Raw genomic sequence first — 15,614 nt, 5'->3', positions numbered from 1 at the left:
TGCTACTTCTGTGATTCGCTCAAGTATTTCTGCTTCTGCATTTTCGCTCAAGTATTTCTGTGCAAGTATTATGGCAAACTAGAATTATATGAATTGGAGGTATGCGCAAATGGTTGACGATTTTAGACGCAACTTTGCGCATTCTAATAATCAAGATTGCACTACAAGCGATGAAGCTTTTGTGACTTTTCGCGTATCTCGTTTTACGCCAAATGACGATTCTTGCGATTCGTCGGTTACTTGCGACTCCGCGGTTGCTGGCGATTCATCCACCGATTCAGCACCAATCGCCTCCACTAACTCCCCTGGTTTAGTTAGAAGGCACAGAGAAAGCCCTTTTGCAAAAAAGCGCAAAAGTAGCCCATTTTCAACGCAAAATTCTGGCGATTTACCAGCTAAACCATTAAGAGGAAAACATTGGATTCAAGATTATACGATTCGCGCGCGCAAAAATGACACGATTTTAGACTGCTTGCTTAAAATTAAGCGCACAATAGACCCCACTTTGGCATTTAGATACTCTTGCGGTCACGGCGTTTGCGGATCTGATGCTGCAAACGTAAACGGCATGCCCACTTTACTTTGCACAGCTACAATCGCCCAAAACGCTAGGCAAAATACACAAACTCAAGGTGTTAGATCAAGCGGTTTTAGAAAAACTGGTAGCGTAAAGTCGCAAGCAACCGCAACACCAACTACAACATCATCAGTCGATGAAAATCACAATCTGCAAGTGAAATCTCAAGAAATATCTTCACTAATCCAAAATGGAAGCTTTGGCATTATTGAGATTGCGCCACTTTCAGGCTTTGCTATTCAAAGAGATCTTATTTGCGATCTTTCCCCAATGATTGCACAGCTTAAAAGACTCGAGCCATATTTGCAAGCGCAAGATGTTCAAACAAGAAACAGCAGCGGAAAACTTGCGATTATTGAGTTTTTGCAGCACCCAGAGCAGCTTGCAAAGTTTGAGCTTTTAAGCAATTGCATAATGTGCGGAGTGTGTGAAGGAATTTGCCCAGTCTATGCAGGCGGAGAAGCGTTTATTGGGCCTGCAGCGCTTATAAATGCTGCGCGATTTATTAACGATTCTAGAGATAACGCCACTAATCGAAGATTAGACTTGGCGGATTCTAGCGACGGCATAAGCGCGTGCCAATCCGTGCGAGCATGCTCCAGGCAATGCCCACGCGGAATCGACGTTGGAGAAGAAATTTGGCAACTTACAACGCTTATAAATGAGCGAAAAATGAAGGAAAACTAGCCAAAACTAATTAATAAACTTGTCTCCAGTTGCGATTCGCACAGCTTCTAGAGGGTCGTCTGTAATCGCAAGCAAACTAGGGTCAAAAGACGATATAAGTCCTCTTTCTTTAACTGTAGTTTCAATCCAATTCATAAGGCCTTTCCAATATTCGCTGCCGAAAAGAACAACAGGAATTTTAGAAACCTTATGCGTTTGAACAAGCGTAAGCGACTCAAAAAGCTCGTCCATTGTGCCAAAACCGCCTGGGCACACAATAATTCCCGAAGAATATTTTAGGAACATTGTTTTGCGAACAAAAAAGTAACGAAATTGCATTCCAAGATTCACCCATTGGTTTAAGCCCTGCTCGTGAGGCAATTCGATTCCTAGCCCCACGCTTGTTCCGCCAGCTTCTGCCGCTCCGCGATTTGCCGCTTCCATAATTCCAGGTCCGCCGCCCGTAATCACCGCAAAACCGCGTTTTACAAGCTCTTTGCCCATTATGCGAGCGCTACTGTATTCTGGCGCATCTGGCTTTATTCGTGCAGAGCCAAACACGCTAACAGCTAATCCAAGTTTTGCCAAAGCGTCGAAACCATCAATAAATTCGGCTTGTATTCTAAGAACTCTCCAAGGGTCAAGTCCTTGCCACGCATGATTATCTTGCAAATCTCCGTTAGGCAAATCGTGTTGCAATAGCGTTTCCGTTGTGCTTTCCTTAGGAATCATTGGTCCGCGCATCATTACGGCGCCGCTGTAATAAGTGTCTTTCCAAGGTGAATTCTGTTCGCTTTGCGCGCGCAAGTCGCAAGCATTATCTGGATTATCAGATTTACCAGAATTATCTAAACTATCTAAATTACCTAAATTATCTAAATTATTATTAGAAACCATAAGTCACCTTTAGAACTTTCTAGTCACTTTCTAGTCGTCTTGTAATCGCGTTAAATAAACGCATTAAAGTCACTCTTCAATATCGTCTAATTCTTCTTCCATATGATTCGATTGCTTTGCAAGCATAAATCCCGAAACAGCAGCCGCAATAATAGACGCCACTAGCACGCCGAATCGCGCTTCTCCCGAAAGATCCGCATCGCTGTATGCAAGCGAAGCGATTAGCAAAGACACAGTAAAACCAATTCCGCACGCGCATGCTGTAGGCAAAAGGTCGCGAACGCGCAAATCGTCTGGAACGCGCAAGCCAATAACTTTCTTAGCAAACCAAGCAGTAATCATAATTCCAAGTGGCTTTCCAACAACTAGCGCAATCGTAATCGCAATTAGTATTGGAGACAAGAACAGCTGCCAAGTCAATGTTTCAAAATGAACTCCAGTTGCAAAAAGCGCAAAAACTGGCAGCGCAAACAAAGAAGACAAAGGCTGAATTTTCTGTCGATACCTTTCGGCTCTAAGCGACTTTTCGCCGTGAACAAGATGCGCAGGAGTTAGCAAACCAACCATTACGCCTGCAAGAGTTGGGTGAACGCCAGCTTGATACATCATAACCCACGCAAGCAAGCCAACAAGAGCCACAACAGGCCATGGAACGCGCTTTAATCGCACAAGCATAGTCCATACTAATCCGCATAAAACAACGCCCACAAACCAATACCATGCGTTAAGCGAAGAGAAGAACAATGCGATTAATGCGATTCCAAGAAGATCGTCTACTGTAGCCAGAGTCATTAAAAATGCGCGCAAGGCTTTAGGAAGCGTTTTAGCAAAAAGCGCAAGAACAGCCAGCGAGAATGCTATATCTGTTGCCGTAGGAATAGCCCAGCCAGCGCGAACCATGTCTAAAGACGGAAGCGCTCCAGAAGTAAGTCGCATAATCTCTTGACCAGCGTGCAACTCCGAGAATATTGTAACAGTTCCCGCAAAAAGAATAGGAGGAACAACCATACCTCCAATCGCGCAAATCATTGGCATTGCTGCCGCGCGAGGGTCTCTAAGCGATCCTGCAATAAGCTCGTGTTTTAAGTCTAAACCAACTGTAAGAAAGAAAATAGTTAACAAGCCGTCTTGAACCCAGTGGCTAATCGACATGTGAATATTTGTGTACGGAATTCCTATTTGAGTGTGAGAAACAGCTTCAAAAATCGGAGACGTAAATGGCAAATTTGCAAGCATTAATCCAGCTAAAGCAAATCCGAGCATAATTAACCCAGATGTACGCTCATTATTGGCTATTTTGCATACTGTTTTCCAAGAGCGTCTTAGCATGATGTAAATCTTCCCTCCGATTTTCTATCTTTTATTTTCTATTTTCTATTTTTGACTTTTAGTTTTTAGTTTCGACTTTTTACTTTCGACTTTTGTTTAACAATTTACGGCATATAAATTTTATGCGATAAAGTTTATGCACCTAGGACTTATAAGTATATAGGATACGTATCGAAATATAACAAAAAACGCCACCTCGCTTAGAAGTGACGTTTCAAATTGTGGAGCTAGGGGGATTCGAACCCCCGACCCCCTCCATGCCATGGAGATGCGCTACCAGCTGCGCCATAGCCCCGTTTTTAATTGTGCGGCTCAAACGAACCTTTGATAGAATACAACAGATTTTGCTACCAACCAAACTCGGCGTGTCGTAAACTCCTCAATTTTTGTTGTAAAAATATGGATTTCTTGCCGCATAAAACTATTATTCGCCACTACCCGATGATTGTTGCGATCCAGATTCTCCCTGCTGTACAGAAGTACCACCATCTGCACCATTAGGTGAAGAATAAGAAGGAGATGAAGGAGACGAAGCCGATCCAGAATCTGTGTTTTGTGAAGAATCACCCTTAGATCCGCTAGATTTTGAGTCAGATCCAGAATTGTTTAATCCATCCGCACCCTTTGAATCACCACTATTCGAAGAGTTTTTATCATCTAAAGAGTTTCCTTCATGATTATTCGCATCTTTTTTATCAGACGGTTTTTTATCCGAACCATTCTCATCATTCTTATTGTCTTCATTAGATTTAGAATAGTTGCCTGAATCTTGATTCTGATTTTGAATACGATTATTCTCACCATTTTCAGGAGTCTGATTTCCCCTATTAGTCTGATTGTTATTTTGCGCAGGATTCTGCGGTAAATTGTTTAAATTATCAGTGCCTTTTCCTTGCGTAAACAACAGAACCATGCCAGCAGTAATAATCACCGCAGCAAGGGCGCTAAGAACAGCAACTAAAATAGTAAGTCGTTTGTACCTTGACTCATCATCCACGTATTTTTTCTGCTTTGCATAGTCATAATCACTATTGTTGCCTAATCTACGCTTTGCGTCGGTTAGCGTAAGCAGAGAATCCGAATCTCCTTCCGAAAGCGAATTATCTTCTTCTTTCATCTTTCTTAATGAAGACAATTCCATAATGCTTGTGTTATCAACGCTATTATCAGTATTTTGCCCAGAGGCAGTAGCCATAACTTTTCTAACTGTTTTTATTCTGCGAGGTTCGTTCGCTTCATGAACCTCATATTCTTCTGGCATATCATCCTCTAATGCAATAAATCGTGCATTATTTACAACTTTAGTGTCATCATCTGCATAATGGCTTGAAACTGATTTTAATGCAGAAGAAGACTGGATCTTTTTTGAAGACGCGTGAATAACATTTTGATAAAGTTGCGATGCTACAGCAGACACAATCGAACCTATTGCAACACCAATTACTGATCCTGCTATACCGATTTTTGACGATAGAAGGAATGCTGTAACAGCTGCTAAAGAACCAGCCAGCACTTGCGTAAACGATATTCCTTTGAAGAAGTTCTTCACAAGTACCACCTTACAAAATTATTATTTACTACTATTCAAATTGACAATTATTGACAACTATTTAAATTGACAACTATTTAAATTGTAGATGCTGCTGCAGATGCAACTTTAGACTCTGTTTCAGAAATTTTCTGCTTATTTTTGATTTTTATAAGCTCAATATGCTCTGCCAAACTTGCAAGCAGAATCGCAGCAAAAATCAATGCAAAGCCAATAAAAGCAACGCTTGTTACGCGCTCGTTGTATAGAATGCTAGAAAATAGCAATGTAAACAAGCATTCTGTGCACATAATCACGGAAGCGTTAGCTGTTGAAAGATAAATCAGAGTATAGTTTTGAATAATTTGCGCAAGAACAGTTACTATCACTATAAGATAGAACATGTTTGTAAACGTAATCCAATTATCTTCAGCATTAAAATTAGGCAAAGGCTCACTTATTGCAGCTCCGCACAAAAATAGAACTCCAGAAACACTAAACTGGCCGAATGTTAAAGCAACGGGATTGTATTGTCTAGAATAATACGCTAAGTATGTTAAGTTAAACGCAAAAACAGCCGCGCAAATAAGAGTTAAAACATCTCCGTGAGAAAGTGTAAGAACAAGAGATCCTGGCTTTAATGCAACGAATCCAACGCCCACAACGCATGTTAAAGCAGCAATAATTCCTAAAAGCGTTGGCTTTTTTCTAATAATCATCCAAGCTGAAAATGGCGCTATAACACAGTAGGCGGCTGTAAGAAAAGCACTTCTACCTGGGTCTATCCACCTTAATCCTTCTGTTTGAGTAACTAAAGATGCGTAGTATGTAACACCTGTTAAAAGCGAAGGAATTATTAGCTTTTTAGTAAAATTTTTGCGGATTGTTTTAAAGAAGACTGCGCCCATTATTATGCACGCTCCAAGCATGCGAACTCCCATAAGCCATTGAGGTGGGAATACCTCTAGAGCGTATTTAGATGAGACGTAGCTTCCGCCCCAAATTGCAGCGCATAAGAGCAACATGATTCGCGCGAAGTTTACGTTAATTCGATTATTCTGTCTTGGTTGAACCGCGCTATTTATTTCACTCATGTCACTCCCCTCAATTTCTTGCAAATCACAAGTCTATAACATTAAATTTTTCTTTAAGGTAGCTAAATTGCCTTATAAACTTTATAGAATAGCCACAAAAACAAGAAAAGTACAACCTATCGGCGTTCCTTCGGAAAATTTCCTAATTGACAACTGAATTGGTTGTACACACTGCGACTTTACCTTAATATTTACGATTAATGATTGATGCGCGACGACCTGCCTTTTCGCTTAAAGCGTAGCGCGTTAGCGATTTTCCGCTTTTTGTACGTGATTTAGGTCAAATATGGTACAAAGTGCGGAAAATTACGTTTGCACTTTGTACAATTGGTGATTTATGTCACAAGTTTAGGCGTTTTTGCAAAAACTTGTCGAATTTTAAGCCTTTATATGCAGGATTGCGCGTAATCTTAGATGTGATTGAATCATAATCATATGATTGCGCGATTGAAAAAATAATCAGTTGAAGAAAGGACTCAACATGGCAACTCTTAGTGAAGATATGAAGACTTTTATTGAGAACAATTTGGCTTGGATTGCAACGATTAGCAAAGATGGAGAGCTTGATCTTGGACCAAAGATGTCAATGTTTGTTCTAGACGATAATCACCTTGCTTACCACGAGCGCACTGCAGGTCAGCATTTTAAGAACTTGCAAGACGGCAGCCAGCTTGTTGTTGCCGTTGCAAATTTGGCCGAAAAGAAGGGATATCGCTTCCGCGGGACCGTTACTCTTCACACAGATGACGCGATTTACGAAGAGCAGGTACGAGTTGCAGAAGAAAAAGGCACAAAGAAGCCTGCTGCCGTTCCTGTTATGGAGATTAATGAGATTCAGGATTTGACTTCTGGAGCTAATGCTGGAAAGACAATTGCTAAAGATTAATCAAAATACTAATTTTTAGCAAAAATCTAACAAAACGCCGAATTTTTAGGTCTCTAATACGAGGCATACAATAGCGAGTGGCGTTCTTCTTCAAAGGCGAAGATGAACACCACTCAATTTTTATTTGATTATTTTATTTACTTAAATTTTTACTTAAATTATTTAATTGTCACTAATTTACTTGCTTTCTTTACGCAATGCTTGCAACCTAGCGTTCATTTCTTCCGCTTTCTTCTTCTCGAAGTAATAAATTATTGCAGCAAGTGCAATCGGGAAAATAACAGTGAATACAATCCATCCGCAAATCACAGCTGGCCCATCTTTGAATGAAATCCACCCAACAATCACAGATACAATAAATTGAATAGCAATTGGTGGAACTAGCGCAAAAACGAATTTTGCGAGATTTGACATACGCTCATTCGACCAAAAAATAGCGAACACTCCATAGCCTATGCCTATAACAAACGATGCTACAGCATAAGATGCAATTCTGTTTCCAACTGCGCTATGCGCTAACAGGCTAGATACAAAACTGATTGCAGTAAAAATAGTGCACCCTATGCCAATGCCTTTAACAATGTTTTTTACCATTGTTTTACCAAAAGTTGTAACTTGCTTTTCCATAATAATCATTTCCTTTTTAAGTATTAAAAAATTAGTATTAAAATTTTTGATAGTTTTATATTTGACTACGCTTAAAACTACATTCCTAAGCGCTTTTTGAACCCAGCTAAGCATCTGCGACTAATCCACTCAACGCTTCCGTCGTCCATTTTTACGCTCATACTTCCGCCGAATCCTGGATCAACTCGAACAATGCGATTCAAGTTCACGATTGCGGATTTAGATATGCGCACAAACGACGCGAATTGCGGATTGTCGAAATCCATTAGGCGCTTGTAAGACACGCACTCGCCTTTATCACTGTGAATAATTACGCGCGAATTTTCTACGCAAATCATAATCACATCTGGCTCATGCATAACAATAATCGAATCGTTAATATAACCGTATATGAATGAATTATTGTTGCTATTTGCCGCACTCGCAGTACTATTTTCGACAATCTCAGTATTATTTTCGGCATTGCTTGATTTTGCATCTTTAGAATCAATGCTTTGCAAGCTGGCTATAATGCGTTTAAGATTATCGTCAATATTGTGAACTGACAATTGAGCGTTCTGCTCTTCTTCTGGCGGCACAATAGCAATTGTTACTTTCATCAAGCCTCCCTTCCGTATACTACCGTTAGCTTTTGCTAGCTTTGCTAACTTTTCTTAGCGTTTGCTAGCTTTTTGTTTTGTAATTTTGACTATACGGCACTGTAAATAGTCTGTCTTTACAAAATCGCTAAACGGTAGTTTTCGAAATATAAGCGGTAAAAAGGAGAGATTACGCAGATTAAGCTGCTCCCCAAATGCGAATAAGACGCTGACTTGTAGGGTCGGCTGCAGGACCTTGATCGTAAGCATCCAAACGCCAATGAATCGAGCCATCTGAGTTTTGGCTTGGAATTAAGCGCGCCCAACGACCGTTTCCCATTCCACCAATCGTCTTATAAGAAGGATCTACCTTGTCTAATCCAAGAAGCTTATGAACAGTTTGAGAAAGGCAAGATCCGTGCGAGAACACTAGTAAATCGCGGTCCGATCCAGTTTTGCGCGCCCAATCTTCAACAGCTTTCGCCGCGCGATTGCCAACTTCTTGCTTAGTTTCTGCACCGTGGTTGAGTTCCCCACCTTTGCCATCAACCCATGACTTAAAATCTTCAGGCCATTTTTCGCTAATTTGCTGGCGATTAAGACCTTCCCACTCGCCAAAAAAGCGCTCACGCACACCATTTTCAACGTGAACATTAAGCTCAATCTTATCTGCAAAAGCATGAGCTGTCTGTTGTGCGCGAATAAGCGGAGAAGCAATTGCAACAAAACTCGCATCTGCTTCTTCTGGAGTAATGCGCACGTGCTCCTCGCTATTTGGATTCTTTGGGTCTTCTAAGTCGGAAGCTCCAAAAAGAACACGCAAAGCCTTACCAGAGCGAGTCACCTGGTCTATTCCAGACTCATCTAAAGCAATATCAATCATGCCTTGAAGTCTAAATTGTGCATTATAAGGCGTCTGGCCATGGCGAACAAGCATTACAGAACGCGCAATACCTTCGTGAGCGCTGTTTTTATTGGCATTATGCGCAATTTGCGTTGCGCTTTCAACAAAATCAACCATTATCTTGCGCTACCTTTCAGACTCTTGATCGCCATTTTGCGCATCATAGACATAATCGCCATCCGCATCGCTCTCATCATGCTCTGGAAGTTGCAAATCAATTGCAGGGCAATCATTCCACAAACGCTCAAGGCGATAAAACTCGCGCGCTTCCTCGTGCATAATATGAATCACAAAGTCGCCAAAATCAAGCAAAATCCACTGTGCTAGTTCTAAACCTTCTCGAGATAAAGCTTTACGCTTATTGTCTTTTAAGTACAAGTCTTTTTCGATTTCTTCGCTAACAGCTAAGACTTGACGCTCGTTAGATGCAGAAACAACCAGCATGGCGTCTGTAATTCCAAGCAGATTGCTAACGTCAAAAGCCTGGATATTAGTGGCTTTTAACCTATCAGCTGCAGCCGCAGCAATCCTAATCGCGTTAACAGAGCTTTCTAAAGCTGCCATTGTTTCTCCTTAACTATTGAACTATCGAACTAGCGCTCCCAAACTGGCTTCCAGCCTTCTACAACATGCTGCGTATTTTCCGAATACACCATGGAATCCGCTGGAACATCGTGACGCACAACAGATCCTGCACCCGTTGTAACTCCATCTCCAACAGTAACGGGAGCTACAAACAGGTTTCCTGCACCAACATGCGCGTTAGAGCCAATAGTCGTGTGATTCTTATGCACACCGTCGTAGTTTGCTGTAATTGTGCCACCGCCGATATTCGTGTGCTCACCCAAATCAGCGTCGCCCATGTAGCTTAAGTGTGGAACCTTAGTGCCGTTTCCAATATGCGCTTTCTTCATCTCCACAAACGCGCCCGCTTTGCTCTCCTCGCCAAGCACATTTCCTGGTCGCAAATACGTCCACGGACCAATGTTTGCAGCGCGGCAAATATGTGATTCTTGCACACGCGAGCGCTCCACAACCGCGTCTTCATCTACTTGCGCATCGATAAGCGTAGTGTATGGTCCTACAACCGCACCGCTTTTAACAATCGTTTGCCCTTGCAAGAAGCACCCTGGAAGTACCGTAACGTCTTCTTGCAAAACAACATCGTCTTCGATCCACGTGTTTTCTGGGTCTAGAATCGTTACGCCTTCAAGCATCCACTTTTCGCAAACGCGCTTGTTGTATGCTTTTGCAAGCGCAGCTAATTGAACGCGTGTATTTACGCCTTCTACTCTCAACGAATCAGCTGCCGCCATTGCTCCAACACGCCCCATTGTGCGAGCGTGCTCTAGCGCATCTGTTAAATAGAATTCGCCTTGAGCGTTCTTGGAATTAAGGTTAGATATTGCGTCTGTAAGCACTTCCGCATCGAACACGTACACAGATGTGTTCACTTCCTTAATTGCAAGCTCTCCTGCATTAGCATCTTTGTGTTCAACAATTCTTAGCACATCACCATTTGCTTCTCGCACAATTCGCCCGTAGCCAGTGGCATTGTCTAAAACAGCGGTTAAAACAGTTGCTACATTGCCTTGATTATTGTGAAAATCAATTAATGATTGCAATGTTTGCGTGTCTAAAAGTGGCATATCACTTGCCGCAATTACCACAGAACCTTTAAGCGCACTACCACATTCTTGTTTTGAAGCTTCATTAAGATCTCGCATTGCGCACTGCACTGCCCTGCCCGTTCCAGGCTTATCATCCTGGTTCACAATCCGCACGGCGTTATTGTAGCTTTGCGCAGCTGCCGACACTCGTTGCGCTTGAGCGTGCACTACAACAGCAAGCTCCTTAGGGTTTACGCCTGCCATTGCGTTCATTACGCGATTTAAGAACGTTTTTCCAGCGAACGGATGCAATACTTTCGGCGTTGTTGAACGCATGCGCGTCCCATCACCTGCTGCCAGAATTATCGCTGCGGCTACATTATCATTATGCTTTTCCACGCGCGCTCCTTGTTTTTATGAGATATTGTCGAAATGCTTTCGAAATAATACAAGAGCAGAAAATCAAACAAGTGCCCCCGACGCGATTCGAACGCGCAACCAACGGATTAGAAGGCCGTTGCTCTATCCATTGAGCTACAGAGGCGCAAGTTGCAATTATACCAAAATTCTTACATCAACACACCCAGTCTTAAATAATTTGCAAATTAATATTTCTGTTTTGACTCTGTTTTGATTTATATTTATTTATTTTGATTTTACTTTGGGTTTTTAGTGCTCGGTTGCTAGCGACTTTTCCGCACGCGCAACACGCGGTATATTTGATTACTCTACAAAATGTGGTATAGTCATCAAGTCGCGTTAAAACGCGGATAATTTAAGATGCCCCTGTATCCCAATTGGTAGAGGAAACAGCCTCAAAATCTGTGCAGTGTGAGTTCGAGTCTCACCGGGGGCACGTGCACAACGCCGCTTACATGCTAAGCGGCGTTTTTGTTATCTTCTCTCTCACGCGATTTTGCACGATACACAAACGACACATCTAATCCTTGTAGTGCGTTTGTATAGCGACACGCCGTAAAACACGTACAAAAACACTACACATTTATGTAGTGCGTTTGTACAAACAAAAACGCGCACCCAAAAGGATGCGCGTTTAAAAAAACTAACGATTAACTAGCAATCAACTAGAGATTAATCGCAAGCACCAACGGTGTGAACGTAAATAGAGTCGGTACGACCAGCCTGGCGCTCACCCTGAGCAGTGCTCAAAACAACAATCTTGTCGCCGTCTTCAACCTTACCAGCTTCACGAAGAACCTTGTCGGTGAAGATCATAAGATCGTGACGGTTCATATCGTGGTAGTCCTCGCTAATCAAGAAGCCTTCAGTGCCCCAGCTCAAAGCCAACCAGTGATAAGTGTGCTCATTGTTGGTCAAGCCGTAGATTGGAGCAGCTGGGCGTTCGCGAGAAATGCGATGAACGGTACGACCAGTTTGAGTGTAAGCAACAATCGCCTTAGCGTTAAGCTTGTCTGCCAAGTCTACAGCTGCAGAAGAAACTGCACCAGTGCTAGACATGTCAAGCTCCACAGATGGAATGCGATCGTAACCGTTTTCAGTCGCGTATTGAGAAATACGAGACATGGTCTGAACGGTAACTGCTGGATACTTGCCGACTGCGGTCTCGTTAGATGTCATAGTTGCATCGGCGCCGTCAAGAACAGCGTTAGCGCAATCAGAAGCCTCTGCACGAGTTGGAACTGGAGAGTTAACCATTGATCCAAGAACTTCGGTAGCAACGATTACTGGCTTTGCGTATTGGCGAGAAAGCTCAATGCAGCGCTTGGTAACGAGTGGAACCTGCTCAAGTGGCATCTCCACTGCCATATCTCCACGAGCAACCATAATGCCATCAAAGGTCTTAACAATCTCTTCCAAGTTTGCAACAGCCTGTGGCTTCTCAATCTTTGCAACGATTGGAATGCGGCGGCCTTCTTCATCCATGATTTCGTGAGCGCGATCAATATCGGTAGCAAAACGCACGAACGACATTGCAATAATGTCTGCACCCGTGCGAATAGCCCAACGAAGATCAGACTCATCCTTTTCGGTCAATGCTGGAAGAGAAACGGCAACGCCTGGAAGGTTAATGCCCTTGTGGCTAGAAACTGGGCCAGCAACAACAACCTTAGTGTGTACGTCGTTGCCTTCTACCTTGGTAACCTCAAGACGAACCTTGCCGTCATCAATCAAAATTGGATCGCCTGCGTGGCAATCTCCTGGCAAACCCTTGAAGGTTGTGGAAGTGCGATGCTCATCACCCTCAATATCGTCTGTGGTAATAACGAACTCTTGGCCCTCTTCCAAATAAACCTTGTCTTCGCCGTCAGCGTTCTTCTTGAACCAGCCGCAACGAATCTTTGGACCTTGCAAATCAACAAGAGCAGCAACATTACGACCAGTGGTCTTTGAAGCTTCGCGCACATTGTTGTAAACGCGCAAATGATCTTCAGGAGTGCCATGCGAACGGTTTAAGCGAGCAACATCCATGCCAGCTTCAACAAGCTTGGTAATACCCTCTAACGATTCGGTAGCTGGTCCAATAGTATCAACAATTTTGGCTTTTCTCATAATGCCTGCCTGTTTCCTTTGTTTATTTTTAAATGGGAAAATACCCACTTTCCGAGTAATAGTGTACCAGCAAATTGTGACCTATAGACAAAACTCGCGCTTATTTATTTATCGCGTCTATTTATTAGGCACACTTATCACTTAGCAACACTCATTTATTAAAGCACGATTACCTTGCGACTAGTCACGATTAATCACTACTAGCTTATTTATACGCGATTAACTCACGATTAATCATACTCACTTATTAGCCTCATCCATTTGACGCAATTCTTTCTTTAGATCGCGTATTTCGTCACGCAATCGCGCTGCAAGCTCGAATTGCAACTGTTCTGCCGCTGTATGCATTTGCTCACTCAGATTCTTAATCAAAGACATAATATCGTCTTGCGGCAACTCAGAAATATTCGCCATACGCTTTTCTTTACTTTGCTGCCCAAGATTTGGCTCTTTTGGCACGCCATAATGCGAGTTCCCAGCCTTATTAGCATTCCTGTAACCGCCTGCTAGCAAAGTTTGAGTATCAACATCCTCTTTAGCAAGCATGTCGTTCACGTCACTAATCTTCTTTCGCAAAGGCTTAGGGTCAATTCCGTGAGCCTTGTTGTACGCGATTTGCTTTTCGCGGCGGCGCTCTGTCTCGCTAATCGCCTTGCTCATAGCATCCGTAACAGAATCCGCATACATAAGCACAGTTCCAGAAACGTTACGAGCAGCGCGGCCAATCGTCTGAATAAGCGAGCGGTAAGATCTTAAGAAGCCTTCTTTATCTGCATCTAAAATCGCAACCAGCGAAACTTCCGGCAAATCCAAACCCTCACGAAGCAAATTAATGCCAACAATCACATCAATTTTTCCTTCGCGAAGCTCGCGCAAAAGCTCCACTCTGCGCAAAGTATCAACATCCGAATGCAAGTACTCAACTTTAATACCAAGCTCCAAAAAGTAATCAGTTAAGTCTTCCGCCATTTTCTTTGTAAGCGTAGTAACAAGCACGCGCTCATCTTTTGCAACACGCGCCTTAATCTCCGCAAGCAAATCATCAACCTGCCCTTCCACAGGTCGAACCTCAATCTTAGGGTCAAGCAAGCCAGTTGGGCGAATAATCTGTTCAACTACGCCATCCGAAAGTCCCAACTCGTAATCTCCAGGTGTTGCCGAAAGATACACAGTTTGACCAACGTGCTCCAAAAATTCCTTCCACTTTAACGGGCGATTATCCATTGCAGAAGGAAGCCTAAAACCATGCTCTACAAGCGTTCTTTTGCGCGAAGCATCTCCCTCATACATGGCTCCGATTTGCGGCACTGTTACATGCGATTCGTCCAAAACTAGCAAAAAATCGTCTGGGAAAAAGTCAAGCAAAGTATGCGGAGGCGTGCCTGCATCGCGTCCGTCAAAATGCCTCGAATAATTTTCCACTCCTGGACACACTCCAACCTGTCGAAGCATTTCCAAATCGTACGTAGTTCGCATTTCCAAACGCTGAGCTTCCAGCAATTTATTCTGCTTTTTAAGCTGCGCAACTCTTTCGTCACGCTCTTTTTCAATCGCCTCAAGCGCGCGCTCCATGCGCTCCGGCCCCGCAATATAGTGAGATGCTGGGAAAATATGAACACTACTCTCTTGGCGAATCACTTCCCCAGTAAGCGGATGCAACATTGTAATTCTGTCGATTTCGTCACCAAAGAACTCAATTCGCACAGCTAATTCTTCGTAAACTGGAATAATCTCAACCGTATCTCCACGCACTCTAAAAGTTCCGCGCGTAAACGCAATGTCATTGCGCTTGTATTGCATGCTAACAAATTGACGTAATAAATCGTCTCGCTCAAGCTGCTCCCCAACGCTTAACATAAGCATTCGCTCGGCATACTCCTCTGGGGTACCGAGTCCATAAATGCAAGAAACAGTAGCTACAACAACGCAATCCCTGCGCGTAAGCAAATTCGCTGTAGCTGCGTGACGAAGACGCTCAACATCGTCGTTAATATTCGAGTCTTTTTCAATATACGTGTCTGTTTGCGGAATATACGCTTCCGGCTGATAGTAGTCGTAGTAAGACACAAAATAGCTCACAGCATTATCTGGCATAAGCTCGCGAAACTCCGCGCAAAGCTGAGCTGCCAAAGTTTTATTCGGCTCAATAATAAGTGTAGGCCTTTGCAAACGCTCAATTAGCCAAGCGGTTGTAGCAGTTTTACCAGTACCAGTTGCGCCCATTAAAACAACGTCGTTTTCGCCGTTTTCAATGCGATTAGCCAGCTCTTCGATTGCTTGCGGCTGGTCGCCCGAAGGCGCATACGGAGCTTTTACTACAAACGGCTTGTTTGTGCGCTGAATTTTATTCGACATTATTTTTTCTCCAAGAGCATCAAGAGCATTT

General features: G+C 43.0%; 13 protein-coding genes and 3 tRNA genes. 3 read left to right on the top strand and 13 right to left on the bottom strand.

Going from position 1 to position 15,614, the window contains the following annotated elements; translation table 11 throughout:
- Nucleotides 1–109: 109 nt before the first annotated feature.
- Nucleotides 110–1,264 (top strand): succinate dehydrogenase/fumarate reductase iron-sulfur subunit, encoded by a 1,155-nt coding sequence (locus HXT55_RS03090; RefSeq protein ID WP_421792794.1) that lies wholly within the window; start codon nt 110–112, stop codon nt 1,262–1,264.
- Between the two features lie 6 nt (nt 1,265–1,270).
- Here the strand turns inward: HXT55_RS03090 and HXT55_RS03085 are convergent, their stop codons facing one another.
- The 5 genes from HXT55_RS03085 to HXT55_RS03065 form a co-directional block, all read right to left on the bottom strand.
- A complete protein-coding gene (locus HXT55_RS03085; protein WP_410311322.1) occupies nt 1,271–2,140 on the bottom strand; it encodes a TIGR00730 family Rossman fold protein in 870 nt (289 codons plus the stop codon).
- Between the two features lie 69 nt (nt 2,141–2,209).
- On the bottom strand, nt 2,210–3,469 hold the full coding sequence (locus HXT55_RS03080) for a Na+/H+ antiporter NhaA (RefSeq protein WP_004114860.1): 1,260 nt from the start codon (nt 3,467–3,469) through the stop codon (nt 2,210–2,212).
- Between the two features lie 222 nt (nt 3,470–3,691).
- Nucleotides 3,692–3,764: transfer RNA gene (locus HXT55_RS03075), tRNA-Ala, on the bottom strand.
- A gap of 129 nt (nt 3,765–3,893) precedes the next feature.
- Entirely contained in the window at nt 3,894–5,018 is a 1,125-nt protein-coding gene (locus HXT55_RS03070; protein WP_004117655.1) for a hypothetical protein, read from the bottom strand.
- A gap of 77 nt (nt 5,019–5,095) precedes the next feature.
- Nucleotides 5,096–6,091 carry a DMT family transporter gene (locus tag HXT55_RS03065; RefSeq protein ID WP_004117654.1) on the bottom strand — a complete coding sequence of 332 codons (996 nt, stop codon included), beginning with the start codon at nt 6,089–6,091 and terminating at the stop codon, nt 5,096–5,098.
- Nucleotides 6,092–6,572: 481 nt separating this feature from the next.
- On the opposite strand from HXT55_RS03065, the gene HXT55_RS03060 reads away from it, so the two are divergent.
- Nucleotides 6,573–6,977, top strand: a complete 405-nt coding sequence (locus tag HXT55_RS03060; RefSeq protein ID WP_048653143.1) for a pyridoxamine 5'-phosphate oxidase family protein — start codon at nt 6,573–6,575, stop codon at nt 6,975–6,977.
- Nucleotides 6,978–7,154: 177 nt separating this feature from the next.
- Here HXT55_RS03060 and HXT55_RS03055 read toward each other — a convergent pair whose 3' ends face one another.
- From HXT55_RS03055 to HXT55_RS03030, 6 genes are all read right to left on the bottom strand, one after another.
- Entirely contained in the window at nt 7,155–7,604 is a 450-nt protein-coding gene (locus HXT55_RS03055; RefSeq protein ID WP_421792457.1) for a DUF3021 family protein, read from the bottom strand.
- 77 nt (nt 7,605–7,681) lie between these two features.
- Nucleotides 7,682–8,203 (bottom strand): LytTR family DNA-binding domain-containing protein, encoded by a 522-nt coding sequence (locus HXT55_RS03050; RefSeq protein WP_421792455.1) that lies wholly within the window; start codon nt 8,201–8,203, stop codon nt 7,682–7,684.
- Between the two features lie 178 nt (nt 8,204–8,381).
- On the bottom strand, nt 8,382–9,203 hold the full coding sequence (locus HXT55_RS03045; protein ID WP_415681898.1) for a histidine phosphatase family protein: 822 nt from the start codon (nt 9,201–9,203) through the stop codon (nt 8,382–8,384).
- Between the two features lie 9 nt (nt 9,204–9,212).
- The gene (gene rsfS / locus HXT55_RS03040; RefSeq protein ID WP_009993484.1) at nt 9,213–9,650 is read right to left on the bottom strand and encodes a ribosome silencing factor; all 438 of its coding nucleotides are present in this window, start codon (nt 9,648–9,650) and stop codon (nt 9,213–9,215) included.
- 29 nt (nt 9,651–9,679) lie between these two features.
- A complete protein-coding gene (gene glmU / locus HXT55_RS03035) occupies nt 9,680–11,095 on the bottom strand; it encodes a bifunctional UDP-N-acetylglucosamine diphosphorylase/glucosamine-1-phosphate N-acetyltransferase GlmU (protein ID WP_421792452.1) in 1,416 nt (471 codons plus the stop codon).
- 72 nt (nt 11,096–11,167) lie between these two features.
- Nucleotides 11,168–11,240: transfer RNA gene (locus tag HXT55_RS03030), tRNA-Arg, on the bottom strand.
- A gap of 238 nt (nt 11,241–11,478) precedes the next feature.
- Here HXT55_RS03030 and HXT55_RS03025 point away from each other — a divergent pair.
- Nucleotides 11,479–11,552 (top strand) — tRNA-Leu (locus tag HXT55_RS03025).
- Nucleotides 11,553–11,788: 236 nt separating this feature from the next.
- Here HXT55_RS03025 and pyk read toward each other — a convergent pair.
- Nucleotides 11,789–13,228 (bottom strand): pyruvate kinase, encoded by a 1,440-nt coding sequence (gene pyk, locus HXT55_RS03020; protein WP_004113139.1) that lies wholly within the window; start codon nt 13,226–13,228, stop codon nt 11,789–11,791.
- Between the two features lie 240 nt (nt 13,229–13,468).
- A complete protein-coding gene (gene uvrB / locus HXT55_RS03015; protein WP_248912140.1) occupies nt 13,469–15,583 on the bottom strand; it encodes an excinuclease ABC subunit UvrB in 2,115 nt (704 codons plus the stop codon).
- Between the last annotated feature and the right edge of the window lie 31 nt (nt 15,584–15,614).

The organism is Gardnerella sp. KA00718 (genome assembly GCF_049244285.1).
GTDB lineage: Bacteria > Actinomycetota > Actinomycetes > Actinomycetales > Bifidobacteriaceae > Bifidobacterium > Bifidobacterium vaginale.
The sequence above is the reverse complement of the archived record's forward strand: the minus strand, read 5'-3'. Positions and strand labels throughout refer to the sequence as shown.